General features: G+C 59.1%; 13 protein-coding genes. 6 read left to right on the forward strand and 7 right to left on the reverse strand.

Features of this window, described 5'->3' with window-relative positions; genetic code table 11:
- Window positions 1–169: 169 nt before the first annotated feature.
- Window positions 170–871, reverse strand: a complete 702-nt coding sequence (locus tag NF876_RS20660) for an IS6 family transposase (RefSeq protein ID WP_262270518.1) — start codon at window positions 869–871, stop codon at window positions 170–172.
- 401 nt (window positions 872–1,272) lie between these two features.
- Here NF876_RS20660 and NF876_RS20665 point away from each other — a divergent pair, with 401 nt between their 5' ends.
- The gene (locus NF876_RS20665) at window positions 1,273–1,605 is read left to right on the forward strand and encodes an Ivy family c-type lysozyme inhibitor (protein WP_262270519.1); all 333 of its coding nucleotides are present in this window, start codon (window positions 1,273–1,275) and stop codon (window positions 1,603–1,605) included.
- 163 nt (window positions 1,606–1,768) lie between these two features.
- Here the strand turns inward: NF876_RS20665 and NF876_RS20670 are convergent, their stop codons facing one another.
- Window positions 1,769–2,419, reverse strand: a complete 651-nt coding sequence (locus NF876_RS20670) for a hypothetical protein (protein WP_262270520.1) — start codon at window positions 2,417–2,419, stop codon at window positions 1,769–1,771.
- Window positions 2,420–3,145: 726 nt separating this feature from the next.
- Between NF876_RS20670 and NF876_RS20675 the strand changes: the two genes are divergently transcribed.
- Entirely contained in the window at window positions 3,146–3,460 is a 315-nt protein-coding gene (locus NF876_RS20675) for a hypothetical protein (protein WP_262270521.1), read from the forward strand.
- 554 nt (window positions 3,461–4,014) lie between these two features.
- Here NF876_RS20675 and NF876_RS20680 read toward each other — a convergent pair.
- A complete protein-coding gene (locus NF876_RS20680; RefSeq protein ID WP_262270522.1) occupies window positions 4,015–5,064 on the reverse strand; it encodes an alpha/beta fold hydrolase in 1,050 nt (349 codons plus the stop codon).
- A gap of 348 nt (window positions 5,065–5,412) precedes the next feature.
- Here NF876_RS20680 and NF876_RS20685 point away from each other — a divergent pair, with 348 nt between their 5' ends.
- From NF876_RS20685 to NF876_RS20700, 4 genes are all read left to right on the forward strand, one after another.
- Window positions 5,413–5,829, forward strand: a complete 417-nt coding sequence (locus tag NF876_RS20685) for an organic hydroperoxide resistance protein (RefSeq protein WP_262270523.1) — start codon at window positions 5,413–5,415, stop codon at window positions 5,827–5,829.
- 350 nt (window positions 5,830–6,179) lie between these two features.
- Window positions 6,180–6,602, forward strand: a complete 423-nt coding sequence (locus NF876_RS20690; protein WP_262270524.1) for a cupin domain-containing protein — start codon at window positions 6,180–6,182, stop codon at window positions 6,600–6,602.
- Window positions 6,603–6,655: 53 nt separating this feature from the next.
- Window positions 6,656–7,066 (forward strand): SDR family NAD(P)-dependent oxidoreductase, encoded by a 411-nt coding sequence (locus NF876_RS20695; protein WP_262270525.1) that lies wholly within the window; start codon window positions 6,656–6,658, stop codon window positions 7,064–7,066.
- 275 nt (window positions 7,067–7,341) lie between these two features.
- Window positions 7,342–8,361: a purine-nucleoside phosphorylase gene (locus NF876_RS20700; RefSeq protein ID WP_262270526.1), complete on the forward strand. Its 1,020-nt coding sequence runs from the start codon at window positions 7,342–7,344 to the stop codon at window positions 8,359–8,361.
- 120 nt (window positions 8,362–8,481) lie between these two features.
- Here NF876_RS20700 and NF876_RS20705 read toward each other — a convergent pair whose 3' ends face one another.
- From NF876_RS20705 to msrA, 4 genes are all read right to left on the reverse strand, one after another.
- Window positions 8,482–8,940, reverse strand: a complete 459-nt coding sequence (locus NF876_RS20705; RefSeq protein WP_262270527.1) for a DUF6130 family protein — start codon at window positions 8,938–8,940, stop codon at window positions 8,482–8,484.
- 304 nt (window positions 8,941–9,244) lie between these two features.
- Window positions 9,245–10,570: an acetamidase/formamidase family protein gene (locus NF876_RS20710; protein WP_262270528.1), complete on the reverse strand. Its 1,326-nt coding sequence runs from the start codon at window positions 10,568–10,570 to the stop codon at window positions 9,245–9,247.
- Window positions 10,571–10,790: 220 nt separating this feature from the next.
- Window positions 10,791–11,267 carry a cupin domain-containing protein gene (locus NF876_RS20715; protein ID WP_262270529.1) on the reverse strand — a complete coding sequence of 159 codons (477 nt, stop codon included), beginning with the start codon at window positions 11,265–11,267 and terminating at the stop codon, window positions 10,791–10,793.
- Between the two features lie 308 nt (window positions 11,268–11,575).
- On the reverse strand, window positions 11,576–12,259 hold the full coding sequence (gene msrA / locus NF876_RS20720) for a peptide-methionine (S)-S-oxide reductase MsrA (RefSeq protein WP_262270530.1): 684 nt from the start codon (window positions 12,257–12,259) through the stop codon (window positions 11,576–11,578).
- Window positions 12,260–12,273: the final 14 nt, after the last annotated feature.

Raw genomic sequence — 12,273 nt, forward strand, 5'->3', positions numbered from 1 at the left:
TCTTCGCGATATCAAGGCCGATTGTGACAATCTCAGACATGAGCGTGGATCCTCTCCGGTTCTTCAACATGCCCATTCTGGCATGTCCGACGCTGGTGGAGGGCGCCATCCACGACATCACGTTAACCGCCGCCAGGCGCATTAAGGCCGATTTGGTCGCCGGACAGGCTCAAGCAATAATGTTGGCCGCAGACTTCCATTCCGCCATGGCGTTGAGGCGGTGAAGGTAGGTCGCACGGGCGGAGCGGCGGGAGCGGGGTGGAACGAACAGGTTGCGGACGGCCGAGAACACGCTGACGAACCGCTGCAGGTACCTGGGCGATCGAAAGCCTTGCATCACCCGCTCGCGTCGCCGGAACGGCAGATGTGAATTTTCCGCGCGATTGTTAAGCCCCTTGTGCGAGCGGTGTGCGACGTCTGGCATGACCTGACGCCGGGCGGCAGCATAAGAGCCGAGCTTGTCGGTGATCATCCGCCGGGGTGGGCAGCCCTGCTTGCGCAAGAGACGCCTCAACAAGCGCTTGGCGGCCTTGGTGTCGCGGCGGGTCTGGACAACCTCATCGAGCACATAGCCGTCCTGATCCACCGCCCGCCAGAGCCAGTGCTTCTGGCCGGAGATCGTGACCACGACCTCATCGAGGTGCCATATGTCGCGGCGACTGGGTGCCTTGCGCCTAAGGCGGCAAGCGTACGCCGGCCCGAACTTCAGCGCCCAGCGCCGGACGGTCTCATAGGAGACGAGGATGCCGCGCTCGAGCAGCATCTCCTCGACGAGCCGGAGGCTCAGAGGAAAACGGAAGTACAACCAGATCGCATGAGCGATGATCTGGGGTGGGAATCGATGGCGTTTGTAACTGATAGGCTGACTCATGCAGACCATCTACACCGCTCGATCTCACGTCCGGGTTAACGTGACAACGCCTATCCGAAGGAGGGGGCTGACGCCCTAGAGGCTGATTACAGCCCTTGGTGGATGGTACACGGATCACACGTTTGTCGCGGCACGACACAGACCCTGCCAGTAATTCCCAGATGCCAGAACGTTTTCGCAAGCCACACGAGTAGCTGTTTCACGCCGACAGGAGAGTTCGGGTTGATCAGGAATCTTAGAGCGGCCCGATGCGGTTGCTGCGAACGGTGGGATCAGCCTCGGCATTTACCCTACCGGCAGTTTGGCTTGGTCCGCAGCGTAGACTGACCACGCTGCCTGGGTAAATTCCCGGGCGATCCGTGACATGGCCAGAAGGTCGGCAGGCGATCAAAGGGGCGGCAATGACAATTCAGTTTCTCAGGTACGTTCTCGGCGTCGGCCTTGTGGCTGCGGGATCCCTCCTGTGCGCGAGGACCCCCATCCAGGCGGCTTCCGCTGGCTTCCCTGATTATCCATGGGACCTCCGCAAGAAGATGCCGATTCATTACCAAGCCTATCTGCACATCTTGCCGGCCCGGTTGAAACGCACCGCTTGGCTCGGCCGGTTTGAAGGAAATGGCATGCCGGTTGAGCAGGTACAGGTGGATAGCAAGGTGTACTTTGCGGGTGGGATTTGCAAGCCGCATAAGTGCGCTGACAAGATAAGTGCGCTGACAATTACCTCGCCTTCCTGATCGCAGCCGATGGATCACGGGCCGTAGCAATGGTGAAGGGGAGGGAAACAGGCGGCCGGATCGTCGATCTCGGAAACCCGACTCCGGCTGAGCGGCAGCTCATGGCGAAGGGGTTTCAGAATTGAACACTCGGCGGAGCGAAACCATCATTGGCTGGATTCACTTACGTTGGAAACTGCAGCCCGAGTTCGTCCAGTTCCGCATTCATGATCGCCATAGCGCGGGCGCGGCAGGCAACCGTGCTTCCCGAAACCAGATCGGGATGAAGGAGCTTGGCTATACGCCGGCGAACTCGCCTGAGGTCGGATCGGGTCGTCGGATGTTCCACATCGATGATTGATCGCGCTGCGGCGCAGTACCTCCAGACGCAGGTGGAGGCTGCATCGTCGCTACTGGAGAATGGAACTGAATCTGGAAGCAAGCCGGCGATCGCGATTCTGCGCGACCAAGGCTTCATCCTGAATTCGATACTTGAGGCTATTGTAGCGCCAACGAAGACGATCAGGCAGTTAGATCCATCTGTGATAAACCAGGCGGAATAGACGGTGGAGTCCTGATGGATAATTGTTGCCCCGTAAACTCTTGTGCCATGCAGGATGGACGGCCGAGGCATAAGAAACAAACCGAGAGAGCTGGTTTCACCCGAGGCCAAATTCGTAATGTCGAGCGTCAAAAATCTTTTTGCGCCGGAAACCGCGTCATCGCCGAATACCTGAGGCTTTGTGCGATGCAGGAGCCATGAAGCAGGGGTTGCCACAGTGTAGCGACGGGCGACCCGCGCAATCGCTGCCACAACAGAACCAAGCAAAAGCATGATAACATCCTTCAATCGGATTCCTGAGGCCAGACCGTTTGCTCTCCATCGTCCGACCTCTCCATGCGTGAGGCGGGTTGCTTCTGACCCTGACGCTGGCTCGTATCTCGATTGTGTCTGGGGATAGCAAAAACTGTCTTTCCGTGTAGGATTGAGGCCGCTTTTCGTCACACCGCTCCCGAGGTGCGGCTGGAAAATCGCCCATGGTGCATTGCTCGCGCTTGGCTGGTAGTGATCGTTCCCCTAGGAGAAGCACGGCCATGTTCGGAAGGTCACCCGTACAGGGCAGTGCTGTCGAACACACAAGCGGCTGGTTTCGCGCTCTGCCCTTACGGCTGTATTGCCTGGCCGCTTCGTCTACTCGTTTCACACAACCGAGGCGTGACGCGGACTTGAGCCCCGCTTGCTTGGAACTGCTTCCAAGGAAGCAGCTTCTTGTTGCAATCGGACCCACAGGCTCTTTGCAGCGGCTGGGGATCCCGAGCAAGCTGCGGCATCGGATTGATTGATTTCGATCACGCGGCAAAAAGGATTGCGACCAAGCGTCTGCATAACTAGCCAAACTGTAGAGGCGACGGCCCTTCAGAATAGGAAACGATCGAACTCTGGCATGACCGGCGCATTTGTACGGGATGATACATCAGCATGCAATTTTTGCGGTTCGTGAAACAAAGGAGATACTTGTGACCGCTATTTCCCACTCAACTTAACATAGTGAAGAGACACATGTCTGAAGAGATTAACTGTCACTCTAATCGTTTTCTGGCGACACCGAGCGCCACAACTATAATCGGCGATCCATCTTCGTCCCAACCCCTGAATGAATCCCCTCCCAAAGTTACCGAGATACGATCAGTGCTTCCTGATGCGATGGGCCGCTTGTTCAGGGTTGACGACTCGCAGTATCCACCAGCTTTGCTGGCCGAGTTGAGCGCGCTGGTGCGTCGCGTGCGAGCGAGTTCACCCAACAGCGTCCTTGCCGACATTGCTGACACAAAGATCGGAAGGATCATCGCACTCTGTGAAGACGCCAACATATGACGTGGGCGGCTTCCTGATGACCGAAGTAACGCAATCCGTGGGATTACCCAGTGATAGTGCTTGGATCTTAGCTGAGACGATCAGGGACAACGAAAGTTCAAGAAACGACTTGCGCAACCGAAACGGGGAAACTCCTCAGGCCTGCCGCATTGTCTTGATGATCACTGTTGTAATAGCGCTCGTGAACCTGACATCGACGATGCTGGTGCTGAAAGGTTGGTTAGGAAGCTAGTTTCCGCCCAACGATGCGTCCGGCTAATTTTGGCAGACCCGTCAAGCGAAGAACAAATTTAGGGTCAGAGGAACCTTTGGATCTGTTACCTCTTCAGTCAGTCGAGGCTCTCCTGCCGTCACCCCGGAGAACGGAATGTGGAGCGTATCCGCTGAAGTCAACAAGTATCCCGTTCGTCTCTTTTCGAGATATTGCGACCCAGTTCTAATTGACCAATGTTTTATGGTTCATTGCGTGCACGCCGGTGCCCGTTTCTCGAGAGTGGGTGGTCTCGATCACCCAGGCACCGGCGAGTTCAGCCAATGGAGCTGCTACCCCCGTATCAGGCGCGATCAATGTCCACCACGGCTTGCGCGAAGGCCTGCGGCGCCTCTTGCGGCAGGTTATGGCCGATCCCACCGGAGATCAGCCGATGTTCGTACGTGGCCGAGAACTTCTTGGCGTAAGCCGCCGGATCGGGGTGGGGTGCACCATTGGCATCTCCTTCCAGGGTGATCGTCGGAACGCCGATCACCGGGAACGCGGCGAGCCGCCTCTCGAGAGCATCGTACTTGGCCTCGCCTTCCGCCAATCCGAGCCGCCACCGGTAATTGTGGATCGTGATCGCGACGTGATCCGGGTTGTCGAAGGCCGCAGCGCTCCGGTTGAATGTGGCGTCATCGAAGTTCCACTTCGGCGAAGCGAGTTCCCAGATCAATCTCGCGAAATCACTCCGGTATTTCTCGTACCCGGCCTGACCGCGCTCCGTTGCGAAATAGTACTGGTACCACCACTGCAGCTCGGCCTTGGGCGGCAAGGGCATCCTGTTGAGCTCTTGGCTGCCGATCAGATAACCGCTGACGGAAACCATCGCCTTGACGCGTTCCGGCCAGAGCGCCGCGAGGATGTTGGCTGTCCGGGCCCCCCAGTCGCAGCCCGCGACGACGGCTTTTTCGATCCGCAGAGCGTCCATCAGGGCGATGACGTCGACAGCGATCGCCGACTGCTGGCCGTTCCGGGGCGTGTCGTCAGACAGGAAACGCGTCGTTCCATAGCCGCGGAGATAGGGCACGATCACCCGGTAGCCTCCCTCGGCGAGCAGCGGTGCCACATCCACATAGGTATGGATGTCGTAAGGCCAGCCGTGCAGGAGGATCACCGGCGTCCCATTAGGGGGGGCGATATCCGCATAGCCGACATTCAGCACGCCTGCGTTGACCTGCTTGAGGGAGGCGAACGACGTGTTGGTGCCCGGCGTGACCGCTGGAAGGCGGTAAGGTGCCTGGCTGCCCGATTGGGCTCGCGCGCCTATGACACCGAGCTGAGCAGCCGCAACGGTTAATGTTGTAGCACTCACAAGGCGCCGACGGAAATGGTCGATCTTTTCTGCCATAATTTGTCCCCGCTGAATGAACCGGAACCGCAGAAACGAATGCCAATGTGTCTCCAGTGTGTTTCTGCAGGGAGGTTTCTGAAAGGTTCTGTAGTGATGAGCAGCACAGATACACAGGGATACAAATACGGTCATTCAGGGTCTGCCTGTTGGAGCATAGCTGAAACGAGGAAGTCTCGGTACCGTTCTCGCAAGCTGAATGTTTGTAGCATTATGTGTCAGACACGTAGAAAGCAACTCTGGCTTACATTTTCGGCCGATCGGAAAACATGCCGGATACTTGGTCCGAGCATTCCATGGCTCCGCTGATCGACGGATCCGTCAGCATCACAGCAAGGATACTCTACCATGCCGAACATCGAAAAGGTCCTCTATACAGGTAAGACCCACACGTCTGGCGGCCGCGATGGTGCGTCCCGAAGCGACGACGCTCGTCTTGATGTCAAGCTGTCCCACTTCGGGAGTACAGGCAGCGGCACCAATCCGGAGCAACTCTTTGCCGCCGGGTGGTCGGCCTGCTTTCTCAGCGCGATTGGCATCGCAGCCAGCAAAAGGAAGATAGCTCTTCCCGAAAACCACGCGGTTGATGCGGAGGTCGACGTAGGACACACTGGCGACGCCTATTTCCTCCAGGCCCGCCTCAAGGTGAGCCTGCCAGGCATCGATACTGCAACGGCGCAGGCCCTTGTCGACGAAGCGCACCAGACGTGCCCTTATTCCAAGGCAACGCGCGGCAACATTGATGTCACGATCGCGCTCGTCTAAGTGACGCCGCCCTTCGGGTGCCGCCGCGGGGTCGCTCCACAGGCGGCGCCCAGCCGCCGAACATGAGCACAGGAGAAGGGACCCATCGATACGAATTTTCGTAGCGGCCGTAGCCGTGCTGGCGCTTGCCGTAGCGCCGTGTGCATGGGACACCGACCCGAGGGAATTGCCCGCGATTGTTGCTCTTTTCACTCGGTAGTCTTCGAGGTCGGCAGGGGTGGTCAGTTCTCCTCCTGGGAACAGCGGGAACACTTCAGCGCGTGGCTGCAAGTGGCGTCCTAAACTTCGATCAATGATCGTCGGATTACATATGGAAGCACCGACACATGCCTCAAGGAAAGGATAAACTCATGAAAGCAACTCGAGTGATCACGGCAGCGGTGCTGGTCGTTGCAAGCGGGTTGACGCTGCAGTCGGCGCAGGCCCAGCAGCCGACCAACCAAGTCATGCAGTTCTCGGGTATTGGCCGCACCGATGTCTTGCAGAACGATCTAAGCCAACCCGGGCGGGAGGTCATCCAGACCCGCGTCGATTTCCCCCATGAAGCGACGGCCGCCGCTCACACCCATCCGGGCGAAGAGGTCGCGTACATCCTCGAAGGGACGCTGGAATATAACCTCGAGGGTAGGCCCCCGGTCACGCTCAACGCGGGCGAAGCCCTGTTCATTCCGGCCGGAACCTCCCACTGGGTCAGGAATGTCGGCCCCGGCAAGGCGTCGGAGCTCGCCACGTACCTAGTCGAGAAGGGAAAGCCGCTCGTGACATTCAAGTGAGAGATGCGGATTCAGTCGACTGTGGCTTTCCTGTAGACATAACGGAGACTATCATGGGTGTTCCCATCTGGTTACGAACCGGCGATGTCAGCGGCATCGCTCCTGCGAGGAAGAAACCAAAAGGTCCAGTTTGGCTCATTGCCGAGAGCTCCCGTGGTCTTGGCCTAACCTTGGCTAAAGCCGTTCTCAGGCAGGGTCATCTGGCGGTCCTCGCAACCCGCAATACGGCGGCAGTGCAGGATCTGGCAAATACCTTCCCACATACGGCAGCCATCGTCGCCCTCGATGGCACAAAGCCGGACGACATCGCTCGCGTCATCCAGGAAGGCAAGGCCCGATTCGGATCCATCGATTTCCTCGTGAACACCGCCGGGGTTGGCTATGTCCCAGCGGTAGAGAAGCGTACCGGGGAAGACACCGGACGGCAGGTCCATGTCGACTTCTCCGGTCTTGATGGGACCTGATCGAGGCAGTGCCACCCTGATCCTCATGAGGCATTCGGTTAGCCGGCGACCCCATGCGATCGCGACGGAGAGACCAGTAGGCTCAGACGATACTCGCCTGATGCGAGGGTAAGGCAGCACCAGCTGCAGAAGAGGGCGCATCATCGGTTATCTGAATACGAGATCCTGAGAGGATCCCTTCGGCTATTCAAAGATTGGTGTGGCGCGCGTTCGTCAACCTTGGCCTTTGACTGGCGACGTGCTTAGCCGTGAGCCTCGCCGCAAGGAGTTTTCTCATGTCATTTCACAAGTCAGCCAAAATCGCCGCAGCTGCCCTTTCACTCACGTTTGCCATGGCATCGTCCGCTTCTGCCGATGAGCCTGTGAAGGTGAAGGTCTTCATCGGCGCCATGTTCGAGATCGGCCAGAACACCGGCGACCGGGCCGGCGAGTTCCAGCCCTGGTACGAACGCTACTTCAGCCAGAGCAAGCCAATCATCGTCAAAGGGGCCCTAAATCCCGTCTACTGCAACGATGACGGCATCTGCGGATCCGTCCTCGGGATGGGGAAGGTCGCTTCGTCCGCGTCGGTTCAAGCGATCATCCTAAACTCGCAGTTGGACATGTCGGAGGCCTACGTCATCGTCAGCGGCGTCGCCGGCATCCCGCCGGAACGCGGCACTATCGCGGACGTCAGCTGGGGGACCTGGCTCGTCGACTACGATCTCGGCCATCGCTGGGCGCCAGAGGAGGGGGAGCCAGGCGCTCCGACGTTTATGCCGCGTAAGGGCTACGAGAAGGTCCGGCTGTTCCAGCTCAATCCCGATCTCGTCGGCTGGGCCATGAAACTGACGGGAAAGATGAGCCTGAAGGATTCGGAGGCGGCGCAGTCCTACCGGATGCGCTACCCGCAGGAGGCTGCCCGGCGAGCCCCGGCGGTGAAGACTGGCACCCATATGACGGGCGACACCTTCTTCCATGGTCCAGGCATGTCAGCCCAGGCCCAATACATTGCCAAGCTCTACCGAGCGGATGACTACCTCATCACCGAGATGGAGGCGGCTGGGATCGCCCAGGTGGTTCAGCGGACGCTGGGAGACCAACGGCTTCTGAGCCTGCGGGGCGCGGTGAACTTCGACCAGGGCAACCCGAACGAGACGACTCTCCAGCATCTCGATCCAGCCCCGGGCCAGACGGCGGGCGGATTTGCCGAGACGGTCGACAACATTGCGGTAGTCGGCAGCCGACTGGTTGATCACATTGTATCTCACTGGCCCGAGTGGAAGAAGGGTGTACCCGCGCTGCCACAACAGTAAGGGCTGCATGGAAGTCCCATCCTCGCCGGCAGACCATAGAATCCGAACCTGCCGAGGGGAGCCGGTGCATTTTTTGGTGAGGGCCCCATCGGAAGCCCTCACGCGGAGACTGTACAATCCTCAGTGCTTATGGGAGTCGGCCTCAGGCACGGTGAACGTCACCGTTTCCCCAGTGAAGACCTTGTGCTCAGGGCTGGCCAACTCGAGCTTCACCTTGTGCAGGCCCGGCGGCAGCCCAACCACCACAATGGTATTGGTGCCGCCCCCCGTGTCCGCCCAACGCCAAGGAGCATCGTCAACAGTGACGTGTAGATGCCCGACGCGCGGGGAGACGTTGCTGGCGGCCTCTCCGAACAACGGCAGGATGCGGAAGTTCTCCGTCCGGTACGGGATGAGGACGGCACCCCGCGCCAGCGGCCCAGGAAGCGGGGCATCTACGATCAGCTTGGGGGCGGGCTCGTCCTTGATGGGGAAGAACACGGGCGGGTTACCGGCATTTCCGGCGCCCTGGGCTAAGGCTCCGGTGGCGAGCACGGTGGCAGCCGCAGCTGCGGCAAGCGCCCTAATGAGCGTGGTCATTACATTGTCTCCTTTAGATCTGATAGGGGACGCCTAAACTCTCCTGGACCAGCCAATGACGGAGATGCCCAAGACGCGGTGACGCGGCCTCGCGGCCCGCCGTAGCGTCGAAGCGTCAGGTTAAGATTGACTAGCGCTCGTATCTTGCTTGTGTTCGGATGGCCCAAAACTTGTATCACAATGTAGTCGGTCTTTTCTCTTGTTCCCGGGCTTTGGATTAAGCCCTTTGGAACCGTCCCCGCTCCGCAACCGCTTGTCCAACCAGGCGCTCATCCCTACGAGTTCAGCCGAGCGGGATGAGGCCTCAAAGATTGTACAGTCCTCTCGCGAACGTGCCGATACCCTTCGCGTCCAGCAGCTTCAACGGTGCGCGGAATGTGACCCGAACGACACCCGGATGGCGGCCAATCTCGATCGCACCAGCCAACGTAGCCCGGTTCATGACCTCCGGAACGCTGACACCCAGCAGATCGGCGGCGCGCTGCAACCCATTCGCCGTTGCCTCATTGAGGTTGCTCCCCGTTCCGATGAACGTCACTGGAGCATCGGCCTCGATCTCCTGCACGCCGTGCTTATGCGCCAACGCTCGCGCCCGCAGACGCTCGATTTTATTGAGAGGACGGGCAAGATACGGAACGTCGTCGACGACGGGAAACAGGATCGGACCGTCAATGTTCAAACCCTTGATGACATACACCTCAAGCGTGACAGTTCCTGCTACGTCGCAGGTATGGCCGGCGATCTCGCCGTCACCCTGAAGGGCGTGCATATCGCCCATATAAATACCGCCCCCAGGCACCTTGACCGGGCAGATTAGTACAGCACCTTGGCGGACTGTGTTCACGTCGAGATGACCGTCAGTTTTATGCTCGGCGAGCTCCTCAGGCGTGAGGGCATAGATGTGTGGGGCACCGCCTAGGGATGCACCGAAATCGCCCGCATTGTGCGAGTCAGGCATGGCCTTCGACGGCGTTGTTCCCAGTTGTCCAAGGAACGGCCGCACTCGCGTCGCGACACCAACGAGATCCGCAGGGGCGAACGTCAGGATGGGGTTTTGGATCGAAGCATCCGGCAGCGCCATCAGGCGCTCCGCATCCTGTGCGAACGTCTCCGCCTCGGCCTTCCCGACGGTGAGGCCAATCTGCCTCTCCTCATCGAAAGCGATTGTATAGCCGTTGGTCATTGTGAAGGGCGTCGCATCGGTGCCGCATTTCGCGCATCGGATAGCCGTCTGGCCGATGCCTTCGACACGCGTCGGTGGCCATTCCGTGCTGCATTGCGGGCAAACTGCTGCGCAGAAGGGGTCCCCATTGAACCGACCATGCATAGGTTTGTCGTTCCCCGACGCTGTGGCTGCCGAAGTAACGACAAGCGACCGTATGCGGATCGCGATCGCATCGCCGACCTCCGCGCCTGCCACTGCGACAGGACGAGTGACTTCGTGTCCACCCCGGATCTGTGGCGTGATCATTGGTCCCCAACAGCCGGGAGCGGTGTTTGCAACGATCGTCCCACCATCGGCCACAGGCCCGAGCATAGGCGCTGCCGGGTCAAGGATGCCATTAGTCAATTCATTGACGAAGACCGTGCGTGCGCCTGATGTGCGGCGCAGCTCTTTAGTGTCGATCATATGGCTCTCCTTCGATCAACGTGTGAGTTAAGTGTCGTAGAACGACGTGGCACTTCATCCTGGGATGAGAGGAGAGGCCGGATAATGCAGTGGCGCGGGAGTCGATACAGACGTTTCAATCCTCAGACTGGCTACGGCTGTCTCGCATTCTTGCCTAAATCACCCTGCAGGCATTCCGATTTGATCACATTTCATCGGCAGAAACGGCATGTCTCCTGAACTACAGCAAGATCCCGATCTCTGCGTTCTCCGCCGGATTCCCCAGCCAATAGCCGTGCCGTACTGCCTCCGTCATGAATGCCTCGATGGCTTCAGCTGTCGGCGGGCTGGGTGGGACATCGGCTGCCTGACGGCCGACGTAGCGGAAGAACCGTCCCATGCTCACGCTAGTGACGAGCATGACCGATACAGGCTTTAGCGATGCGTTGCGAAAGGCATGTTTCGTCCAGCTCGGAACATCGAAGACATCACCCGCCCGATAGGTGCTCCACACCGACCCGTCGAACGCCTCAAGATTACCGGACAGGATCAGTAAGGTCTCGCGCTCAGAATGGCTGTGCAGCGGCACGACAACATTTGGTGGCACAACGGAGGAAATGACGCAGTATTCATCCGGATCGTCGGCCAGCGGAGTCAAAAATCGGATCTGCGGACCCAGGATATCGATCGTCTCGGCTATGTTTGTTGCATCGGGCATTGCTCGTTCCTTTTGGGTGCCCACCCTTCGGTGGGGCCTCCCTGCAATGGAGGACGCAGTTCAGAGCGCACGTGTGCCGTGTAAGAACCGGGTCAGGATGGTGTTCGAGTGGCTCGGCAGTGACGCCAATTTTCTCTCAACCTTCCATCGGTTGGTTGAGCCTGCCACCTACTCGTATCTGGATTATGTTTAAATGCTTGCAAACTGTATCGGCATGTAGAAGGCAGGGCGCTTGCTTTCGCACAAGAGAGCGGCGCTGAACGGAACTGCAGCGCCGCGACTGTTAGTCGCTTGATCGTCCGGGCAAGTCAGCCTGCGCGTTTCGAAACCAGGATCGATTGCGCCCGGTAACGGGTGGGAAAGAAGCGCCTCAGCGCTTCGATCTTCGGCCGCTCATGGATAGCGATGTAAGGCTGCCCGGGATTGTCGTGCATGTAGTCCTGGTGATAGTCCTCTGCCTCATAGAAGGGTTTCCCGAGCTCAACCGTCGTCGCGATTGCTGACTTGAACGCCTTGGTGTCGTCTAGTTGCTGGATGTACCCCTTCGCGACCTTCGCCTGCTGGTCGTCCATGGGAAAGATCGCGGAGCGATACTGGGGACCAATGTCCGGCCCCTGACGGTCGAGCTGGGTCGGATCGTGGGCGGCCGAGAAGAAGATGCGCAGCAGCGTTCCATAGCTGATCTTCTGAGGATCGAACACGACACGGACCGCTTCGGCATGACCTGTCAGGCCGGTTTCCGTCTGCTCATAGGTGGCCGTCTCGGCGCTTCCTCCCGCATATCCGGCTGTCGCGCTGACGACGCCTTCCACATGCTGAAACACACCCTGGATGCCCCAGAAGCAGCCGCCAGCCAGAACCGCCGTCTGCGTCCCGTTCTCCGGGGGCACATCGACCAGAGTAGCGGGCACCAGCCGAGGAACCTCTGCGGCTGACGGCAGTTGGCCGGCCATGGCAAAGCCGAGAAGGCCGATCATTGCGCCAAAAACCATCACGCTGTTCGATC

The sequence above is a fragment of the Microvirga yunnanensis genome (genome assembly GCF_025460875.1).